General features: G+C 69.7%; 19 protein-coding genes. 7 read left to right on the top strand and 12 right to left on the bottom strand.

The genetic code is table 11. From position 1 onward, the window contains the following. Positions 1-13: 13 nt before the first annotated feature. Positions 14-1,525, bottom strand: coding sequence for an LCP family protein (locus tag G5C66_RS24650; RefSeq protein WP_165114223.1), 1,512 nt, complete (start codon positions 1,523-1,525; stop codon positions 14-16). A 161-nt stretch (positions 1,526-1,686) separates the two neighbouring features. On the opposite strand from G5C66_RS24650, the gene G5C66_RS24645 reads away from it, so the two are divergent. From G5C66_RS24645 to G5C66_RS24635, 3 genes are all read left to right on the top strand, one after another. Then, entirely contained in the window at positions 1,687-3,012 is a 1,326-nt protein-coding gene (locus tag G5C66_RS24645; RefSeq protein ID WP_165114221.1) for an LCP family protein, read from the top strand. A gap of 97 nt (positions 3,013-3,109) precedes the next feature. After that, the gene (locus tag G5C66_RS24640) at positions 3,110-3,835 is read left to right on the top strand and encodes an ATP-binding cassette domain-containing protein (protein ID WP_165114218.1); all 726 of its coding nucleotides are present in this window, start codon (positions 3,110-3,112) and stop codon (positions 3,833-3,835) included. After that, complete coding sequence (locus G5C66_RS24635) at positions 3,835-4,611, top strand: ABC transporter permease subunit (protein ID WP_165114215.1); 777 nt, start codon at positions 3,835-3,837, stop codon at positions 4,609-4,611. The genes G5C66_RS24640 and G5C66_RS24635 overlap by 1 nt, the downstream gene beginning before the upstream one ends. Before the next feature lie 19 nt (positions 4,612-4,630). Here G5C66_RS24635 and G5C66_RS24630 read toward each other — a convergent pair whose 3' ends face one another. Together G5C66_RS24630 and G5C66_RS24625 are read right to left on the bottom strand one after the other, a co-directional pair. After that, positions 4,631-5,299: a response regulator gene (locus G5C66_RS24630; RefSeq protein ID WP_165114212.1), complete on the bottom strand. Its 669-nt coding sequence runs from the start codon at positions 5,297-5,299 to the stop codon at positions 4,631-4,633. Continuing rightward, positions 5,296-6,426: a histidine kinase gene (locus tag G5C66_RS24625; protein ID WP_165114209.1), complete on the bottom strand. Its 1,131-nt coding sequence runs from the start codon at positions 6,424-6,426 to the stop codon at positions 5,296-5,298. Before G5C66_RS24625 ends, G5C66_RS24630 begins: the two co-directional genes overlap by 4 nt. 102 nt (positions 6,427-6,528) lie before the next feature. Here G5C66_RS24625 and G5C66_RS24620 point away from each other — a divergent pair, with 102 nt between their 5' ends. After that, on the top strand, positions 6,529-7,413 hold the full coding sequence (locus G5C66_RS24620) for a crotonase/enoyl-CoA hydratase family protein (RefSeq protein WP_165114206.1): 885 nt from the start codon (positions 6,529-6,531) through the stop codon (positions 7,411-7,413). Positions 7,414-7,556: 143 nt separating this feature from the next. Here the strand turns inward: G5C66_RS24620 and G5C66_RS24615 are convergent, their stop codons facing one another. Further along, positions 7,557-8,054 carry a gluconokinase gene (locus G5C66_RS24615; protein WP_165114204.1) on the bottom strand — a complete coding sequence of 166 codons (498 nt, stop codon included), beginning with the start codon at positions 8,052-8,054 and terminating at the stop codon, positions 7,557-7,559. Beyond that, on the bottom strand, positions 8,054-8,800 hold the full coding sequence (locus G5C66_RS24610; protein WP_206444526.1) for a dienelactone hydrolase family protein: 747 nt from the start codon (positions 8,798-8,800) through the stop codon (positions 8,054-8,056). Before G5C66_RS24610 ends, G5C66_RS24615 begins: the two co-directional genes overlap by 1 nt. Positions 8,801-8,824: 24 nt before the next feature. On the opposite strand from G5C66_RS24610, the gene G5C66_RS24605 reads away from it, so the two are divergent. After that, a complete protein-coding gene (locus G5C66_RS24605; protein ID WP_165114199.1) occupies positions 8,825-9,310 on the top strand; it encodes an SRPBCC family protein in 486 nt (161 codons plus the stop codon). 415 nt (positions 9,311-9,725) lie between these two features. Here the strand turns inward: G5C66_RS24605 and G5C66_RS24600 are convergent, their stop codons facing one another. From G5C66_RS24600 to G5C66_RS24580, 5 genes are all read right to left on the bottom strand, one after another. Further along, positions 9,726-10,532 (bottom strand): 3'(2'),5'-bisphosphate nucleotidase CysQ, encoded by an 807-nt coding sequence (locus G5C66_RS24600; RefSeq protein ID WP_338144311.1) that lies wholly within the window; start codon positions 10,530-10,532, stop codon positions 9,726-9,728. A 10-nt stretch (positions 10,533-10,542) separates the two neighbouring features. Further along, positions 10,543-12,603: a protein kinase domain-containing protein gene (locus G5C66_RS24595; RefSeq protein WP_165114197.1), complete on the bottom strand. Its 2,061-nt coding sequence runs from the start codon at positions 12,601-12,603 to the stop codon at positions 10,543-10,545. 82 nt (positions 12,604-12,685) lie between these two features. After that, a complete protein-coding gene (locus G5C66_RS24590; RefSeq protein WP_165114195.1) occupies positions 12,686-14,032 on the bottom strand; it encodes an exopolysaccharide biosynthesis polyprenyl glycosylphosphotransferase in 1,347 nt (448 codons plus the stop codon). A 139-nt stretch (positions 14,033-14,171) separates the two neighbouring features. After that, positions 14,172-14,864, bottom strand: a complete 693-nt coding sequence (locus G5C66_RS24585) for a LuxR C-terminal-related transcriptional regulator (RefSeq protein WP_165114181.1) — start codon at positions 14,862-14,864, stop codon at positions 14,172-14,174. Further along, positions 14,845-15,837: a sensor histidine kinase gene (locus G5C66_RS24580; protein WP_165114179.1), complete on the bottom strand. Its 993-nt coding sequence runs from the start codon at positions 15,835-15,837 to the stop codon at positions 14,845-14,847. Before G5C66_RS24580 ends, G5C66_RS24585 begins: the two co-directional genes overlap by 20 nt. A gap of 392 nt (positions 15,838-16,229) precedes the next feature. Between G5C66_RS24580 and G5C66_RS27005 the strand changes: the two genes are divergently transcribed. Continuing rightward, entirely contained in the window at positions 16,230-16,862 is a 633-nt protein-coding gene (locus G5C66_RS27005) for a LuxR C-terminal-related transcriptional regulator (RefSeq protein ID WP_165114177.1), read from the top strand. Positions 16,863-16,864: 2 nt separating this feature from the next. Here the strand turns inward: G5C66_RS27005 and pth are convergent, their stop codons facing one another. Both pth and G5C66_RS24565 read right to left on the bottom strand, forming a co-directional pair. After that, positions 16,865-17,476 carry an aminoacyl-tRNA hydrolase gene (gene pth / locus G5C66_RS24570; protein ID WP_338144310.1) on the bottom strand — a complete coding sequence of 204 codons (612 nt, stop codon included), beginning with the start codon at positions 17,474-17,476 and terminating at the stop codon, positions 16,865-16,867. Continuing rightward, positions 17,473-18,099 (bottom strand): 50S ribosomal protein L25/general stress protein Ctc, encoded by a 627-nt coding sequence (locus G5C66_RS24565; RefSeq protein WP_165114175.1) that lies wholly within the window; start codon positions 18,097-18,099, stop codon positions 17,473-17,475. Before G5C66_RS24565 ends, pth begins: the two co-directional genes overlap by 4 nt. A 223-nt stretch (positions 18,100-18,322) precedes the next feature. Between G5C66_RS24565 and G5C66_RS24560 the strand changes: the two genes are divergently transcribed. Then, the coding region (locus G5C66_RS24560; RefSeq protein ID WP_478354331.1) for a gluzincin family metallopeptidase at positions 18,323-18,848 on the top strand (526 nt) is incomplete at its 3' end.

Here is an 18,848-nt window from a genome sequence, read left to right as displayed (position 1 = left end):
ACGCTCGGCACGCTCAGCAGGCCGAGGCGAGATCGTCGGTCTCGTTGGCCCGGTAGCCCTTGTTGCGCGAACCCAGGGAGCCGCCGGTGACGGGACCCTTGTCGGAGTCGCCGGAGGCCTTCGTCTTGTTCTTCGGGGCGGGACCCTTGGTCTCGCCGTCCTCGCCGGTGCTGGGCGACGCGCTCTGCTGTTTGAGGGCTTCCTCCATCTTCGGAGTCGCCTTCTTCACCGCCTTGCGGACCTCAGCGTGGATGTCGGACATGTCCGGGTCGGCCGTGTTGACCAGCGGCGGCACCAGCGAGAGCGTCGAGATCTTCTGCGACTTCGCCTTCAGCGCCAGCGCGGAGAAGCGCTCGATCTCGCTCGGGGGCACGCTCGTGGTGATCGTGGAGCCGGTCGCCTTCGCGACGTCCTGGTAGTGGCGTACGACGTCGGCCGGGCTGGTCTGCTGCAGGATCGCGTTCAGGACGCACTTCTGGCGGGCCATCCGGGAGTAGTCGTCGGAGTCGTGGCGGGCCCGGGCGTACCAGAGGGTCTCCCAGCCGTCGAGCTTCCGGGTGCCGGGCTGGATGTGGGTGTAGAAGCTGTCGGAGGGGATGCCGACCGGGATCGGCTGGCGCACCTTCATGGTGACTCCCCCGATGGCGTCGACGATCTCCTGGAAGCCGTTGAGGTCGACGATCGCGTAGTAGCTGATCTGCAGGTCGGTGATGCCCTCGACCGCGTCGACGGTGGCGGCCATGCCGGGGTCCTTCTCGCCCTTGTAGAGCTCCTTGTGCTCTCCGGCCCAGGTGCTCACGCCGTTGAGGTAGCAGCCATCGCAGTCGAAGCCGCGCGGGAACTCCTTGTCCATCGGGGAGCCGTCGTCGAAGGTGAAGTTCTGCATGTTGCGGGGCAGGCCGATGAGGACGGTGCGACCCGTGACCGCGTCGATCGAGGCGACCGTGAGCGAGTCGGGCCGCAGGCCCCAGCGGGTCTTGCCGCCGTCGGAGTCGGCGCCGGCCAGCAGGATGTTGAAGCGGCCGTTGTGGGCCTCGGCGGCCTCGGCACCCGCGAAGATCGCCTCCACCATGCCCTTGTGGACGCCGACCAGGTGGGCGCCGAAGATCAGGGTCGCGGCCACGGAGAAGGCCAGCGCGCCGTTGATCGCGACCACGATCCGGCGCTGCTTGAGGTCGAGCTCGAGCGGGCGGCCGAGCCGCCAGGCGTCGATGAAGAGCGCCGCCCAGGCGATCCCGCCGCCGATGAGCGCGATCCGGAACAGGCCCAGCAGCCACGGCGTGGTGCCGAGCCGGAAGATCAGGCCCTGCCAGACCAGCGAGATCGCGAAGACCAGCCCGGCGGTGACCGCGAGGCCGATCACGGTCCAGATCGCGATCCGGCCGACCCGGCGGTTGCCGGCCACGAGCTGGGCCGACCCCGGCAGGAGCAGCGTGATCAGCAACAGCGCCATGGCACGGCGAAACCGCACGCGGGAGGCGCGCTCGGCGGCCGTACGCTGGGGCCGGTAGTTCTGGTCAGCCATGAGGTCCCTCGGGGCAGTTCTCGTCGAACGGGCAGGTTTTACCGGGCGAGGGGGGTTACCAGGTAAATGGGTTGCCCCGCCAGTATCACTAGTCACATACGTAACACGGTGGTACGACGCGCCGACTAACTCTACCGGCGCGGCACGGTACGTTTGAGCGCATGCCAAACCCCCGCAACCCTGGCAACCCGAACGATCCCCGGTCGCAGCAGTACGGCTGGGCGTACGGCGGTGGCCAGCCTGCCCAGAACCCGGGTCCGGAGCCCACCAACGTCATGCCGACCATCCGTCGGCCTTCTGCCGGCTCGCCGCCCCCGGCGCCGCCGCGCGGCGGCTATGACCGGCCGCTGCCCCAGCCGGGGGAGATCGCGCCCACGCCCGGACAGGGCGGTTACGGCAACCAGGGCTATGACCAGGGCTACAACCAGGGCTGGAGCCAGCCGAGCGAGTACGGCGGCAACGGCGGCGGTGGCTACGGCGGGCCGGGCGACGGTTACGGTGGTCGCGGGGGCCGCCAGCCGCGGCCCAAGAAGCGCCACCCGTTCCGCAAGTTCGTCATCATCGTGATGATCCCGATCCTGATCCTGGTCGGCTCGGTGGCCTGGATCGGCATCTCGGCGTGGAACAAGGTCGACAAGGTCCCCTACGAGCCCACCGCGGGCGAGCGGCCGGCGGACCAGCCCGGCACGACGTACCTCATCGTCGCCAGCGACTCCCGCGAGGGCCTGACCGCCGAGGAGAAGAAGAAGCTCTCCACCGGCGACGCCGCAGGCAGCCGCACCGACACCATCAAGCTCCTGCACACCGGTGCGGGCAAGACGATCGTGGTGACCCTCCCCCGTGACTCCATCGTGCCGATCCCGGGTCACGGTGAGACCAAGATCAACGCGGCCTTCGCCTACGGCGGCCCCGAGCTCCTGGTGCAGACGATCGAGCAGAACACCGGCGTGCGCATCGACGGCTACGTCGAGATCGGCATGGGCGGCCTGGCCCGGCTCGTCGACGGCGTGGGCGGCATCGAGATCTGCCCGAAGAAGGACATGAAGGACCCCAAGGCCGGACTGGACGTCAAGAAGGGCTGCCAGGAGGCCGACGGCGTGACCGCCCTCGCCTACTCCCGCTCCCGTTACGCCGCCGAGGACGGCGACCTCGGTCGTGGCGCCAACCAGACCGAGGTCATCTCCGCGATCGGCAAGAAGGCCACCAGCCCGGGCACGCTGCTGAACCCGTTCAGGCTCGCCGAGATGGGCGAGGGCGCGGCGGGACTCAAGGTCGGCGAGGGCATGAGCGTCATCGGGGGCGCGAAGTTCCTGTGGGCGTTCAAGGCGCTCGCCGGCGGCTCGGCGATGACCTGTGGCGTGCCGATCAGGGACTTCGCGGTCCACTGGCGCAAGGACGACGCGCTCACGATGTTCGGTCACATCAAGGAGGACACCGTCGACCAGATCCCGGCGGACATCTGCACGCCGACGGGTCTGCCCGAGTAGTCCGAAGCATCCGCGGCCGTCCCTACTGACTTTCGTCGGTAGGGACGGCTGCTTAACGTCTGCTGTGCCCGGCCGCGTACGTCCCTAGGTTCGAGGCATGATCACTGTGGACCACCTGACCAAGAGATACGGCGCGACCACCGCGGTCGACGATCTCACCGTGCAGATCGAGCCCGGCCGGGTCACCGGGTTCCTCGGCCCCAACGGCGCCGGGAAGTCGACCACCATGCGGATGATCCTCGGCCTGGACCGGCCGACGTCCGGCACTGCCACCATCGACGGCCGCCCCTATGTCTCGCTGCGGCGTCCGCTGCGCGAGGTCGGTGCGCTGCTGGACGCTCGTGCCGTGCACCCGGGACGGAGGGTGCGTACGCATCTGGTGGCGATGGCGCGGAGCAACTCGATCCCGGTGGACCGGGTCGACGAGGTGCTCGAGCGGGTCGGCCTGACCGGGGTCGCCCGGCGCCGGGCGGGGAACCTCTCGCTCGGGATGAGTCAGCGGCTCGGGATCGCGGGCGTGCTGCTCGGCGACCCGAGGGTGATGCTCTTCGACGAGCCGGTCAACGGGCTCGATCCCGACGGGGTGATGTGGATCCGGACGCTGCTGAGGTCGCTCGCCGCGGAGGGGCGTACGGTCCTCGTCTCCAGCCACCTGATGAGCGAGATGCAGCAGACCGCCGACCACCTGGTCGTGCTGGGGCGCGGGCGGCTGCTCGCGGACGCCTCGATGGCCTCGTTCGTCGCCGGGCACTCCTCGCTGGAGGAGGCGTACTTCCGGCTGACCGCCGGATCGGTGGAGTACACCGGGACGGAGGTGGCCTGATGCTCGCGACGATCGCATCGGAATGGACCAAGCTCTGGTCGGTCCGTTCGACCTGGTGGTGCCTGATCGGCGCCGCCGCACTGATGGCGCTCTACTCGGTCCCGCTGGGCTTCGACGCGGCCGAGCCGAACCCGGACCTGTCCCACGCCGACCAATTGCTCCACGTCGAGGAGGTCGCCACCGCGGGGCTGCTGTTCACCCAGTTCGCGCTTATCGCGCTGGCCCTGCTGACGGTGACCTCGGAGTACGCCTCGGGCAGCATGCGTACGACGCTGCAGTGCGAGCCACGACGCGGCCGGGTGCTGGTCGCGAAGCTCGTCGTCGTCGAGGTGGTCGCGCTGGTCGCCGGCGCGCTCCTGGCGCTGCTGGGAGCCGGTCTCGGCTACCTGACCGCGGGCGACTACGGCGTCTTCGACGTCTCCTCGGTGGCCACGGTTGCGGGCAAGGTCAGCGTCTACATGGGCGTGGTGGTCGCGCTGGCCATCGGGCTGGCAGTCGGTCTGCGCAGCACCGCGGGAGCGTTGGTCGTGGCCTTCCTGGCGCTCTTCCTGCTGCCGATGGTGCTGATGATGAGCGGGATGGACCTGATGACGGACGTGTCCTACTACCTGCCGGGGACGGCGGGCACGGAGTACCTCGGCATCGGGATCGCGACCCTGTTCGGGCTCTCCGACGGACTCCCCTACGACGCCGACGGCGGCCTCGGGCTGCTCGCCGGATGGTCGGTGGTAACGCTGCTGGCGGGCTACCTGGTGTTCCGGCGCCGGGACGCCTGATCTGTCTGCCCGAACGCTTCTAGCGGTCCTCGCTCACGAGCCCTGCCTCGTGGGCGAGGACCGCTGCCTGCACCCGGTTGCGTACGCCGAGACGACCGAAGGCGCTGCTCAGATAGGCCTTCACGGTCCCCTCCACGAGATGGAGCCGGCGACCGATCTCGGCGTTGGAGAACCCGGCTCCGACCAGCGCCATCACGTCGCGCTCGCGGTCGGTGAGGGTGGCGATCTTGGCCCGGGCCTCGGCGGCCCGCGACATCCGGTCGCCGGCTCCGGCGCCGAGCTCGGCGATGACCCGCTGGGCGACCCGCGGGGAGAGGAAGGCGGCGCCGTCGGCGACCGCGTGCACGCCCGCGAGCAGCTCGCGCGGGTCGCCGGACTTGAGCAGGAACCCGCTCGCCCCGTCGCCGAGCGCGCGGGCGATGTAGGCGTCCTCGGAGAAGGTGGTCAGGATGACCCGCGCGGTCTCCGGAGCGGTCCGGGCGATCTCGGCAGCCGCGGCCAGCCCGTCCATCCGCGGCATCCTGACGTCGAGCAGCGCCACGTCGGGCCGGTGGCGCTGGGCCGCCTCGACCGCCTCGCGCCCGTCGGCGGCCTCGGCGACCACCTCGATCGCCTCGTCGGTCTCCAGGATCGCGCGTACGCCGGCCCGCACCATCGCCTCGTCGTCGGCCAGCAGCACCCTGATCACAGTGCGACCTCTCGCCGGTGGCGGACGGGTAGGTCTGCGACGACCTCGAACCCTCCGCCCGGGACCGGGCCGTGGCGCAACGTGCCGCCGGCGGTCCGCGCCGCCTCCTCGAGTCCGGCCAGGCCGAGCCCTGTCGTCGTCCCGGCCCGCGGTGGCAGGGTCGCCCGCCCGTTCCGCACCGAAAGACGTACGTCGCCGGGCTCCGGCTCCTCCACCGAGACCGTCACCGACGACCCCGGAGCGTGCCGGGCCGCGTTGGTGAGCGCCTCCTGCACGATGCGGTGCGCAGCCGCGTCCCGCACCTGCACCTGCGCGGTGCCCTCCTCGAGCGAGCCCACCAGGCGTACGTCCATCCCCGACTCCCGCGCGCGCTCGACCAGGCCACCGATCCCGGTTGCGGCGGGCGTCAGCGGCGCCTCCTCGGCGGCGGGACGGAGGACGCCGACGATCTCGCCGAGCCGCTCGGTGGCTCCGGCGGCGGCCGCACGGATGTCGCCGGCCGCCTTCTGGTGGGTCGCGGAGAGCCCGGGCGCCACCTCGAGCGCACCGGCACGCAGCGCGATCAGGCTGAGCTCGTGGCCCAGCGAGTCGTGCATCTCCTGGGCGATCCGGGCGCGCTCGGTGAGCTGGGCCTGCTCGATCTCGGTCGAGTGATGGCGGGCGATCTGACGCAGGTAACGGCCGCTGAGCCACGGGAGTGCCATGAAGATGATCATGTTGCCGGTCATCGCCACCGTGACCCCGCCGCCGTTGACGACGGCATCGAGCACCGTCAGCGTGACCACGGCCGTGCCGGCCACGACCGCCGACGGCCATGCCTGGTCCGCCCATCTGCCGACCAGGAAGCTCACCAGAGCCGCGAAGACGACGTAGCTGATCAGGATCCAGCCGTCGTTGGCCACCACCGTGCCTCCGACCAGCACGCACACCACCGCTATCGCGACCGCCGGGTGGCGCCGCCGGACCCACATCGCCAGCGCGACACCGACGACGCCGGCCAGCGCCGACCAGCCCGACCACTGCGGGTGACCCGCGCTGCTCATGTAGAGGTGCTCGGCGGCGACCGCCACGACGAGCAGTCCCGAAAAGATCGACTCCCAGACCCCGGGCCGGCGCAGCAGACTCACGCCTCTCACGGTAGTTGCGGGTTCACCGGAGATGTACTGACTTTCGACAGTACATAGACCCACCCTTCCGTAGCCGAACGCAATCGATACAGACTGTGACCCATGGCTTACGAGACCCTGACCTTCGACGTGGACGCCGACGGCATCGCGCTCCTGACCCTCAACCGACCGGACGCTCTCAACTCGTTCACCGTGACCATGGCACGCGAACTGGAGGAGGTCTTCACCACCGACGCGATCGCCGACGAGGTGCGCGCGGTCGTGGTGACCGGTGCCGGACGGGCCTTCTGCGCGGGCATGGACCTCTCCGCCGAGGGCAACGTGTTCGGCCTCGACGAGTCGCTGCACCCGACGCCCGAGAAGCTCGCCGAGCACCTCGCCGACCCCGCCAAGCACCCCGAGTACGCCGAGGGCGTACGCGACACCGGCGGCAAGGTCACCCTGGCGATCCACGCGCTCCCCAAGCCGGTGATCGCCGCGGTCAACGGCCCGGCGGTCGGGATCGGAGCCACGATGCTGTGCGCGATGGATGCGCGGCTGGCCTCCTCCAAGGCGAAGATCGGCTTCGTCTTCGGCAAGCTCGGCATCGTCCCGGAGGCCTGCTCGTCCTACTTCCTGCCGCGCGTGGTGGGCGTGCCGCGGGCCCTGGAGTGGCTCTACACCGCCGAGATCCTCGACCCCGACCAGGCCCTCGACGGCGGCCTGATCCGCAGCATCCACCTGCCCGACGAACTGCTGCCCGCCGCCATCGACCTGGCCCGCAGGTTCACCCAGAACCGGTCACCGGTCGGCACCGCGCTCGTCCGCCAGCTGGTCACCCGCAACGCCTCCGCGCGCCACCCGCTCGATGCCCACCTGGCCGACTCGCTGGCGATGTTCCACACCTCGATCGGGGACGGCAAGGAGGGAGTCGCGGCCTTCCTGGAGAAGCGGGCGCCGGAGTTCACCTCGAAGGCGTCCGAGGTCCCGGACGTTTTTACGCGCTGACCTGCACCGATATCCATCAACCCCTGTTGTGGAGGGGGATCGTGGGTTACCGTCGAAAGTGGGCCCGCCCGCTGGTCCCTCACCCGGGTGTGGCCGCGGCCGGCACGCTACGCCTAACCCGAGATGGGCGCGTGTCGGCCGCCTCAGGCGCCGATCAGGCGTACGTACTCCTCGACGATCGCGTCGACCGGCTGGTCGACGTCGATCGCGCACCCGGCCTCGTCCGGCTCGAGCGGCTCGAGCGTCCGGAACTGGCTGTCCAGGAGCGAGGCCGGCATGAAGTGGCCCGGTCGGCTCGCCTGGCGCCGCGCGATCACCTCGCGGGTCCCCTTCAGGTGGAGGAAGGTCACCTCGGCGCTGTGCCGGCGGAGCTGGTCGCGGTACTTCCGCTTCAGCGCCGAGCAGCTCATCACGCCACCACGCTCCTCGTGCCGGGCGAGCCACTCCCCGACCGCTTCCAGCCAGGGGTAGCGATCGTCGTCGTCGAGCGCGATCCCAGCAGTCATCTTGTCGATGTTCGCCTGCGGGTGCAGGTCGTCGGCGTCCTCGAACGGCAGCCGCAGCCTGCCTGCGATCGCCGCCCCGATGGTCGACTTGCCCGAACCCGAGACACCCATCACGACCAGCACCGGTTTCGCCATCAGGCCATCGTACGGGTGTAGAGGGCCTCGAGGTCGGTGAAGTGCCTCGTCGCTCCCGCCTCCTGGTAGGAGCAGGTGTCGGCCATGGTGTAGCCGTGGGGGGCATCGGGGTAGATGACGTTGGTGTGGGTCACCCCGGCGTCCTCGAGCGCCCGGCCGAGATCGGCGACGTGCTCCGGCGTCATCGAGCGGTCGTGGTCGGCGTGGCCGAAGTAGTACTCCGCCTTCGTTCCCGCGATGCAGGTGTGCGGCGAGGCCGGGTCCGCGGTCACCAGCCCGCCCCCGTGGAACCCGGCGACCGCGACGAACTCCTCGGGGAACCGCCCCGCCGTCCGCACAGCCAGCCTGGCGCCCATGCAGTAGCCGTGCGTCGCGAGGGGGCCGGTGACGTACGTCTTGAGGGCCTGGACGTACGCCGGGATGTCGACCTCCAGGCGGGCCACGGTGAGGTCACGGACCCGGGCCATCGCACCGTCGGCGAAGTAGGCGTCCCGGGCTGCGGGGTCGCGGAGGTCGGCGGTCGGCGCCAGGTCAGCCACGCTGCCGTCGCGGTAGAAGGTGTTGGGGGCGAGCGCGAGGTAGCCCCAGGACGCGACCCGCTCGATCATCTCGGCCAACCGTGGTCGCAGGCCGATGGCATCCATGTAGACGAGCACCCCGCCCCTCGGTTCGCTCGCGGGCCGGGCGAGGTACGCCTCGGCGGTGCCGTCGGGGGTCTCGATCTCGATCTGCTCAACCACGACCATCACGCTACTGCCATGCTCGTAGTCATGACCCAGCACCTTGAAGCGCTGCACCTCGAGTCCTCTCGAGCGATCCCGGTCGCCTACGAGACCGCCCTCGCCCGCGTCCTCCCCGCCCCGCTGCCGCAGATCTTCGGTCGCCGGTACGCCGCGATCGGCCCGATCGCCGAGGTCCGCGACCAGGCCGGCGGGTGGGATTCCGTCGGCGAGACCCGCACGATCGTCCTCTCCGACGGCGCGACCATGCGCGAGACCCTGACCGCCATCGACGCCCCCTCGTCGTTCTCCTACGAGATCACGCCGCTCACCGGCCCGCTCAAGCCGCTGGTCGGCAACATCGCCGGCCGCTGGTCCTTCGCCCCCGCCGGCACCGGCACCCGGATCACCTGGTCCTGGGAGGTCACGCCCGCCTCCCGTGCGGCCTCGTTCGCGATGCCTGTTTTCGGGTGGATGTGGAGGGGGTATGCGCGGCAGAGTCTCGAGTCGCTCGAGGAACTGTTGATCGGCGGGTGAGCTTCGCTTTCTCGCGCGCCGGCGGCTTGGTCTGTTTTGTGCTTGGCGTTTGCCGCGGCGGTTCGGGTTGGGCGGGGGCTTGGGATCGGTGGCGAACGAATTTTCGTTCGCGCCGAGGGGACTAGGTGGAATGGCGGGGTGAACGAAAATTCGTTCGTCCCCCGCGGGTGAATGAATTTTCGTTCGCACCGGGGCATCCACCTCCCGAGGAGCGACTGCCCTGCGGCCACTCTGGGGCCGCCGCCCCTGATAGCCAGCCAAATCTTTCGCGACCTGGTCCGGTGTCAAGGATCGCCGAAGGCGACCGGCGAAGCCGGCGGCCGCAGGCCGTCCTTGACTCCGGGGCAGGTCGAGAAACACTCGAGGACAGGGTCGGCGGCCCACAGCCGCGCGAAAACACAGCCGCGAAGGCGGCTTACTCCACCCCGTGCCGCTTGATGAACGAGAGAATCTGCTCGGAGAGCTCAGGCCGGCACACGATCACATCAGGCAGATAGACATCGTCCTGGTTGTAGCGCAGCGGCGAGCCGTCGATGCGCGAGGTGAACAGCCCGGCCGCGGCGGCGACGGCCACGGGAGCCGCGGAGTCCCATTCGTACTGCCCGCCCGCGTGGACGTACGCGTCGGAGATGTCCCGCACGACCGACATCATCTTCACGCCGGCTGATCCCATCGGCACCAGCTCGGCGCCGAGCTCCTCGGCCAGCGCCTCGACGAAGGCCGGCGGACGGCTGCGGGAGACGGCGATCCGGGGGCGGGGCGAGGTGGACGGCGGCACGACGGGGGCCGCACCGGTGTGGAAGGTGCTCTGCACGGACGCGTCGGCCAGCGCTGGCTGCGCGACCGCGCCGGCGATCAGCTCACCACCGTTGCTGGAGCCCCACAGCGCCACGTGGACCGCCCAGTCGTCGCGCGGCGGCTCGGAGAACTCGCGGGTCCCGTCGAGCGGGTCGATGATCCACACCCGGTCCTTGGTGAGCCGCTCCTTGGAGTCCTTGCCCTCCTCGGACAGGACGCCGTCCTCCGGACGGTATTCGGCGACGAGCTTCATCAGCAGCTCGTGGGCCGCCAGGTCGCCGGCGTCCTTGAGCTCCTTGCCCTCGAGGCCGGAGGTGGCGCGCACCTCGAGCAGCCGCCGACCGGCGGTCTCTGCCAGCCAGGCGGCCAGCAGGTGGTCGGAGGCGAGGATCTCGGGCGTGGGCACTCCTGCTTCGAAAGTCACCCGCGGAACTCTAGCGAGACCTGCGCCCGGACCGATAAAGACCCAGCCCCAGCCCGATCGCGGCGACCAGGGCCACCGCGGTCAGTACCGCGCGCAGGATCAGCCCGGTCCTGGCGCGCTCGTGCTCTTCGGTGACGTCATTGGCCATCGTCTCGGTCGACTTCAGGATGACCTCACGAAGACTCTGGATGTAGGCCACAGCGGCGTCGGACCAGGTGCGTACGATCGGCTCGCCCTTCGACGCCGCTCGCATCTCCTTGGCGACGTTCTCGACGCTGGCCGTGGCGGCGACGTCGCGGATGGTGCGCTGCGGCGTCATCGCACCCGAGCCCTTGTCGAAGGTGCCGTCGGAGACCCGGTCGAGCTCGGCCTGCAGCTCGGGCGAGCCGCCCGAGTAGAACGCCGAGGACGCCTTCACCCACGCCGCCTCGGCGTTGGTGAGCTCCTTGACCGACTTGGTGCTGATCTGGTTGTCGGACAGCGCGACCACCATGATCTCCCGCTCGATGCTGAATGCCTCCGCCGCGGGCGTCAGGTTGCTCAGGTTGCGGATCTGGTCGGCGGTCTCGTCGTTCTCCAGCTCCGGCAGCTGCGCGGCGAGCATCAGCAGGTTGCTGGCCAGGCCGGTGTAGACCTCGCGGGCGGCGTCCTGGCTGGCCCGGTCGCCCTCCTGCATCTCGACCCGGTAGAGCTCGAAGTCCTTGAGCACCTCGGTGATGTCGTGATGGAGCGCACGCAGCTCGGCATCGCCGTCGACGTCGATCTCCGCCGAGGCGGTCTGCCACTCCTCGATCGCGATGTCGGTGGTGTGCAGATAGGTGGAGCGTACGTTGACCGGCGCCTGCGCGACCGGCTGCAGCGCGTCGCGCTCGAAGATCACGTCGACGGCGAGCTCGATGGTCTCGGGGAGGGCCTCGCTGAGCGCGGCCGCGCGGCCGGTCTCCGAGGCGTTCCGGAAGGCGGCGAAGGTGGCCACGCCGCCGACGGCCACGCCGAGCAGGGCGACGGCCAGCAGGGTGCTCACCACCCGGCGACCACCGCCGGAGCGCTTCGCCGCACGGGCTCCGCCGGTAGGGATGGGACCGCTGGCCCCGATCGTCGAGAACCCACCGGTCGAGCCGGTGGCACCGGCAGCCGGGAACGAGCCACTCCCGCCGTACGCCTCGAACGAACCGGAGGTGCTGATCGGGCCGGACGCGTGCATCGCGCGCTGCCGGGGCACCTGTGCGTCGAAGACGGGGAGCGGGCCCGAGCCGGTGAGCACCGCGACGACGTCCTGCGCGGTCGGACGCTGCTCGGGCTCCTTGGCCATCATCATCGCGACCAGGTCGTCGATGATCCCCGGCACCTGGACCGAGGCGCTGACCCGTGGGATCGGTGCGGTGGCGTGCTGGTAGACGATCGTCGCCGGTGCGCCGCCGGAGTAAGGAGTGTGCCCGGTGAGCATCTCGAAGAAGACGCAACCCAGCGAGTAGATGTCGCTCGGCGGCCCGACCTCGCCACCCGAGCCACGCTCGGGCGAGAGGTAGCCGAGGCTGCCGACGACGTCGTGGGTGGAGGTCAGCCGCTGGTCGCCGAGCCGGGCGAGCTGGGCGATGCCGAAGTCGACGATCCGGATCCGGCGGTCGGCGTCGTAGACGAGGTTGGACGGCTTGATGTCGCGGTGGACGACCCCCTGGCCGTGGACCGCGGCGAGCGTACGCGCCGCCTGCACGACGACCTCACCGGCCTCGCGCGCGATCAGCGGACCGTGGGAGCGCAGCCTCTCCCCCAGGTCAGGCCCGGTCAGGAGCTCCATCACGAGAAAGGCCATCGGACCGTTGCCGGTGCGCTCGATCCCGGCGTCGTGCACCTGCACCGTTCCGGGGTGGCTGGCGGCCGCGGTCGAGAGCGACTCGCGACGGAACCGCTCGATCATCGTCGGGTCCGCCGACGTCCGCACCACCTTCACCGCGACCCAGCGCTGCAGGGTGAGGTCCATGGCTTGCCAGACCTCGCCCATACCGCCTCGCCCGATCAGGCGGTGCAGCTCGTAACGGCCGGCAATCATGGGGTGGGGGGAGGTGTGCATGGGGGACGTTCCCGTCGAGGATCCAGTTGTACGTACGTGTTGGGTTGCTCACACAGCGGCCTGGGAGTTTAGGGGACCCGCCCTAGTAGGCGCCAGAGCCACGCACGACAGCTTTTACCGTGCGTACGACGATCCCGAAGTCGCGTAGCAGCGTCCAGTTGTCGACATAGTCCAGGTCCAGGCGAACCGTGTCCTCCCAGGAGAGGTCCGATCGCCCCGAGACCTGCCACAGCCCGGTCAGACCGGGCGCAACCGCGAGTCGGCGATGCGAGTCTCGATCGTACATCGCCACCTCGCTCGGCAGTCCAGGCCGAGGGCCGACGAGCGACATCTGGCCCAGCACGATGTTGAACAGCTGGGGAAGCTCGTCGAGAGAGTACTTGCGCAGCACCCGTCCCACCCGGGTCACCCGCGGGTCCGCGCGGAGCTTGAAGAGGACGTGTCCCGGCCGGTGGTCGAGCGTGCGCAGCAGCGACTCCGCATCGACGACCATGGTGCGGAACTTCCAGATCCGGAACTGCTTGCCGCCCCGGCCCACGCGCACCTGCCGGAAGAAGACCGGCCCCGGGGAGTCGAGCCTGATCACGATCGCCAGGACCGCGAAGACGGGCAGCAGCACGGCGACGGCGGCCACCGCGGCCAGCCACTCCCACACGTACTTGGCGACCCGGGTCAGCCGTGCCCGCAGGGCCTCGTCGACGTAGAGCAGGGTCATCGAGCCCAGGCGCATCGAGGACGTACGCTGCGGGGTGACGTCCTGCATCCGGGTGCTGACCAGCAGGGGCAGACCGAAGGACTCGCTCGTCCACGCCAGCCTCTGGATCTCGCGGCCGGCCAGGTCGGGTCCGGGGACGACCAGCACCGCATCCGGTGCCACCGAGGCGATCGCGCCGGCGAGGCCGTCGGCGCGGCAGACCGCTGCCGCCTCCATCAGGCCACCGCTGAGCCGGTGGGTCCACTCCGGCGTCGCCCTGTGGTCGTGCGCCGCCTCCACGACGACGACCCGCAGCGGGTTGCGCGGCCGGGAGCTGAAGATGTAGCCCACGACCCGGAACGCGAGCGCGGTGATCAGCCCGAGGACCGTCTGGACGACCAGCTGCGCCTGCGGCAGCTCGACCACCGCACCCAGCAGCCAGGTCGCCATGCTCATCGCCATGAAGGCCTTGAAGACCCCCGATACCGTCGCCCGCAGGCGCTCGGCGCCCGGCAGGATCTTCGGTGCGGTCATCCTGGTGGCCAGGCCCCAGACCAGTCCCCATGCGAGCGCGTGGACGACTTCCTGCCCCACGAGGAGCGGCGCCAGGATCATCAGTGCGAGCCCGTCGATCATCGAGGCCTGCAACCGAAGGGAGGGTGCCTTGACGGACACCCTCCGGCGGTTGATGTCGAGTGGGACTACGGTCTCCACCGACGCCAGCTCGATCGTCATTCATCTCCCCCATGGCTTCGGGCGCCCGGACGCTACTTCATGCCAGAACAATGCGGGATGAGAGCGGTCGCGTGGGCCCGATAGGGGTCCGGTTAGACCAAATGAGGGAATCAGAACCCACTGGTCCAGACCAGTTGGATCACTCCAGTGACTGGGGCGAGCGCCAGCCGAGGCGGTGGGCGAGCCCGACCGCGGCGATCTGGGACGTGACCTGGAGCTTGGCGAGAATCGACTTCACCTGCGTACGCACGGTCGCCTCGGAGACGACGCCGATGACGGCGATCTCGTGGACGGTGCGGCCGAGCATCAGATGACCGAGCACCTGGGACTCGCGCTTGGTGAGCAGCTCGATGCGGCGGCTCAGCTCGGCGATCTCGTGCTGGCGCTCGAACCAGATCCGGATCAGCCGCTCGCGGTCGCTCACCGCGAGCACACAGGCGCCCTGGTAGAGCCGCCTGACGGTGCCGAGGATCTCGCCGAGCGGGCGGGACTTGGACAGCACCGTGCGGGCGCCGTTGCGGAGCGCCTGGCCCCACCGCGCCTCCTCGATGGCCCCGGTCACCACGACCACGTCGACGCCGGCCTTGGCGAGCGGCTCGATGAGGCGTACGCCGTCGCCGTAGCGGCCCAGGTCGAGGTCGAGGAGCACGACCTTCGGCTTGTTGCGGAGCACGACGGAGACCATCGTGGCGGTGGAGACGGGCTCGCTGGGCATCGGGATACGGCGTACGTCGTATCCCTCCATCGAGACGGCGAGCTCGAGCGACTCCGCGAAGAGGACGTGGTCCTCGACGATGACGACTCGGTACTGGCTACGCGGCGACAACGTCATCAGACGTGCCTTCCTTCTCGGTCTCGACTTCGGGTCCTTCGATCACGGCACTGGGGAGAGTGACCACGAAGGTCGTACGCTCTCCGACGGCGAGGCGGAGTGAGCCGCCCATCCGCTCGGCGAGCTTGCGGGCCACGTTGAGCCCGATCCCCTGACCGGCCGAGTCCGGTCCGCGGGTGCCCCACTCGAAGATCCGCTCACGCAGGTGGGGTGCGACGCCGGGGCCATCGTCGGAGACCTGGATGACCACCATCGGCCCACGCTCCCCACGCTGGTGCCGGACCGCGACATCGACGGAGCCGGAGCCGTGCTTGGCCGCGTTGTCGAGGAGGACGTTGACGATCTCCGCGACCGCGTCCGAGCTGCCGGCGGCGAGCGCGTTGCTGGGCATGTGGACGACCGTGGTGCCGCTGGCCTCGTGGGCCAGGGCGAGATTGTGGATCACCGAGTCGACGTCGACGACGCCGTTGTCGACGGGCATCGTGTCGGCGCCACCACGATGAGCGCGGACGAGGCGCTCCAGGCGCCGGAGCTCGCTGCCCATCATGGTCAGCATCGCGACGCGGCGCTCCGGGTCGAGGGTCTCGGAGTTGCACAGCAGCTCGCTGGCCGAGCGGACGCCGGCGAGGGTCGAGGTCACCTCGTGCATCCGGGCCCGGTGGAGACGCTGGGTCTCCCGAGCGCTGAGCAGGTCGTGGTAGATCTCGTCGGCCGCCTTCGCCTCGGCGGCGCACACACGCCGGTAGATGAGTACGGCGCCGTGAACGAGCCCGGCGGACGCGGCCAGCGACGTCGCGACGACGATGGCCGTGAGGAAGACCCACAGGAGCACTCCGTGGGAGTGAAATGAGACCCAGGGGCCCTGGAGAACGGCGATGAGAAAGCTCTGGACGCCGATGAAGACGGCTGTCGTGGTTGCGTAAGCGGTGCCTAGCCAGCCCGAGTTGACTCGCTTGAAAATGGACGTAGACATACTGCTCCCCATGACTGGTCGGCCAGTGAGGATGGCCCCGATCAGGGACCCGAGTGGTCCCGCTCCTCCAGCCCGAGTTGTTCGGGCCGTCCAGATTTGAATGTTGTGACCGAATCCTTCGCTCAAGGAAACGTAATCATCACGTTATCGCCGCGCGACCTCATTTCGGGCCAATACCGAGATTTGAGGAGTCAAAGATTTCCGAGGTCGTCCACAACCTACATTGCGGGACACGTTGTCCCAGGTCATCCCCAAACTTGGGGGAACGTAGAACATGTTCCCGGTAGGGGTCGCGGGACACCCAGAATGGTCATACCCCCAGGTAGATTTGGCAGGGCCCGAGACGACCGAACGGCGCACCAGGCATGGCAGGCTCGACCGTACGACTCAGGGTGGCTGTCTCGGCGGACGAGACGATGACCCTCGACGCGGTGCGGGTCGCGCTCGGCGAGCGCGGCATCGCCGTGACGGCGACCGCTGCCACCGATGCGGACCCGGCCGATCTCCTCCGCGGTGACCCCGCGGCCTGGCTGGTGGTCACCGACCTCGACGACTGGCCGCAGGTCGACCGGGTGCAGGCACTGGTGCGTGGCGTACGGCTGCCGGGGGTGGCGCTCACCACCGCTCCGCGCGGCGGGCTGTGGGGGGCGCTGATCGAGGCCGGGGCGGTCGAAGTGCTGCCCGCCGACACCGACTCGGACACGATCGAGGGCTCGCTTCGCGACGCGGCCGAGGGACGTCCTGGCCACTCCCCCGCCGAGGTCGAGGGCCTGGTCGCGCAGTGGCACATGATGCGCGACGGGCGCGAGCGGATGCGCCGTGTGGTCGCCTCGCTGACCGTGCGCGAGCACGAGGTCATCGAGCTGCTCTACGACGGAGCCACCGTCGCCGAGATCGCGGCCCGCTTCGGCGTTGCCCAGACGACGGTGCGGACCCAGGTGAAGTCGATCCTGCGGAAGTTCGGGGTCGGCTCCCAGCTGGCCGCGGTCGCGGCGTACGACCGGTACCTGTTCCCCAGGAGCTGAACCTAGGAGTTGAACTTCTGCTGGGTCTTCTCCAGACCCTCGGTGATCAGCGTCTCGATGGCGTCGGCGGCGGTGTCGACGACGAACGGCAGCACCTTGCGCTCGGTGGTGGAGAAGTTGGAGAGCACGAAGTCGTGCACCTCCTGGCGCCCGGGCGGGCGGCCGATGCCGACGCGCACCCGGTGGAAGTCGCCGGTGCCGAGAGAGGACCGCATCGACTTGAGGCCGTTGTGGCCGTTGTCGCCACCGCCCAGCTTGACCCGCATCGTGTCGAAGGCGATGTCGAGCTCGTCGTGGATGGCGATGACGTGGTCGGGCTGGACCTTGTAGAAGGTCGCGAGCGCCTTGACCGGCCCGCCGGACTCGTTCATGAAGGTCCGAGAGCGGGCGAGCACGACGCGTGGGCCGGGCACCCCCGGGGTCGTCCCCCGGAGGCGCCCTTCCACGACGTCAGCACGGCCGGACTTGTGGGCGCGCCACTTGCTGCCCAGCCGGTTGGCCAGCTCGTCGGTGACGAGATAGCCGATGTTGTGACGGTGCCCGGCGTACGTCGGCCCGGGGTTGCCCAGGCCGACGATCAGCCAGACGCCGTCGGTCACCGAGTCAGAAGTCACTCGGCGTCGGCGGCCTCAGCGGCCTCGGCGGCCTCGGCGGTCTCGCCCTCGGCGGCCTCGTCGGCGACAGGCTCCTCGATGGTGCGGGCCTCGGTGATGTTCACGACCAGGGTCTCCGGGTCGGTCACGAGGGTGGTGCCCTTGGGCAGCTCGACCTGGCCGGCCAGGATCTGGGTGCCGATCTCGAGGCCCTCGATGTTGACCTCGAGGCTCTCAGGCACGTGGGTGGCCTCGGCCTCGACGGTCAGGGTGTTGGCGTCGGTGACGACCATGGTGCCGGAGGCGGCGTCGCCCACGACGTTGACGACGATGTCGACGGTGACCTTCTCGCCCGCGCGGACGGCGACGAAGTCGACGTGCTCGATGACACGGCGGACGTCGTCGACCTGGACCTGCTTGGTCAGGGCGAGCTGCTTCTTGCCGTCGATGTCCAGCTCCAGGAGCGCGTTGGCACCGTGGTGCTTGAGCGCCATCATGGTGGCGTGGCCCGGCAGGGTCAGGTGGATCGGGTCGGCGCCGTGGCCGTAGACGACCGCCGGAATCTTGTTCTCACGGCGGATGCGGCGAGCGGCACCCTTGCCGAACTCGGTGCGCTTCTCGGCGACGATCTTCTCGCTGGACATGCGTTGAACTCCTCGATGAGTGGTGCTGACGTCAATGGCGCCCGGCTGGTCCAACGAAGGCCGTGCGACGAAGGCACGGCGTCCCTGAGAAGAGACGTCCACCTTGTCGATCACGGAGCGCGAGGCGCTCCCTCGCCGAGGCAACTGCCACAGACTATCCCCGCATCACGCTCACAGCGAAATGCGCGCGCGTGCTGACCTGCGAGGACGTACGTTGGAGGTCGTGTCCCTCACACTCGACGAGGCCCGCGAGCGGGCCGGCGTGCTCACCTCCGTCTCCTACGACCTGGATCTCGACCTCACCGGCCTCGACACGTTCCGGAGCCACTCCCGGGTCCGGTTCCGACCCGCGACCGCCGAGACGTTCCTGGAGCTGAAGGGCGCGCTCACGGTGGTGCTGGTGGTCAACGGGGAGGCGGTCGATGCTGCATACGACGGCGGGCGGGTGCGGCTGAGCGGGCTGTCGACCGAAGAGGTCAACGTCGTGGAGGTGGCCGCGACGCTGCCCTACACGACCGACGGCGACGGGATGCACACGTTCACCGACCCGGTCGACGGCTCTCGCTACGTGTCCGCCTACCTCGGCATGGACAACGCCTCGAAGGTCTTCGCCTGCTTCGACCAGAACGACCTGAAGGCGTCGTTCGCGGTCTCGGTCACCGCTCCTCCCGAGGACACCGTGCTGGCCAACGGCGCGGTCGTCTCGCACGACGCCGGCCGCTGGGTCTTCGCGCCCACTCCCCCGATCC

The sequence above is a fragment of the Nocardioides turkmenicus genome (genome assembly GCF_011045035.1).
Taxonomy (GTDB): domain Bacteria; phylum Actinomycetota; class Actinomycetes; order Propionibacteriales; family Nocardioidaceae; genus Nocardioides; species Nocardioides turkmenicus.
Note: the sequence above shows the minus strand (reverse complement) of the source record. Positions and strands in the feature narration are given on the sequence as shown.

Bases quoted from the DNA above. Each gene is read 5' to 3' on its own strand.
- G5C66_RS24650 (WP_165114223.1), bottom strand. From the start codon at position 1,525: ATGGCTGACCAGAACTACCGGCCCCAGCGTACGGCCGCCGAGCGCGCC.
- G5C66_RS24645 (WP_165114221.1), top strand. From the start codon at position 1,687: ATGCCAAACCCCCGCAACCCTGGCAACCCGAACGATCCCCGGTCGCAG.
- G5C66_RS24640 (WP_165114218.1), top strand. From the start codon at position 3,110: ATGATCACTGTGGACCACCTGACCAAGAGATACGGCGCGACCACCGCG.
- G5C66_RS24635 (WP_165114215.1), top strand. From the start codon at position 3,835: ATGCTCGCGACGATCGCATCGGAATGGACCAAGCTCTGGTCGGTCCGT.
- G5C66_RS24620 (WP_165114206.1), top strand. From the start codon at position 6,529: ATGGCTTACGAGACCCTGACCTTCGACGTGGACGCCGACGGCATCGCG.
- G5C66_RS24615 (WP_165114204.1), bottom strand. From the start codon at position 8,054: ATGGCGAAACCGGTGCTGGTCGTGATGGGTGTCTCGGGTTCGGGCAAG.
- G5C66_RS24610 (WP_206444526.1), bottom strand. From the start codon at position 8,800: ATGGTCGTGGTTGAGCAGATCGAGATCGAGACCCCCGACGGCACCGCC.
- G5C66_RS24605 (WP_165114199.1), top strand. From the start codon at position 8,825: ATGACCCAGCACCTTGAAGCGCTGCACCTCGAGTCCTCTCGAGCGATC.
- G5C66_RS24595 (WP_165114197.1), bottom strand. From the start codon at position 12,603: ATGCACACCTCCCCCCACCCCATGATTGCCGGCCGTTACGAGCTGCAC.
- G5C66_RS24590 (WP_165114195.1), bottom strand. From the start codon at position 14,032: ATGACGATCGAGCTGGCGTCGGTGGAGACCGTAGTCCCACTCGACATC.
- G5C66_RS24585 (WP_165114181.1), bottom strand. From the start codon at position 14,864: ATGACGTTGTCGCCGCGTAGCCAGTACCGAGTCGTCATCGTCGAGGAC.
- G5C66_RS24580 (WP_165114179.1), bottom strand. From the start codon at position 15,837: ATGTCTACGTCCATTTTCAAGCGAGTCAACTCGGGCTGGCTAGGCACC.
- G5C66_RS24565 (WP_165114175.1), bottom strand. From the start codon at position 18,099: ATGTCCAGCGAGAAGATCGTCGCCGAGAAGCGCACCGAGTTCGGCAAG.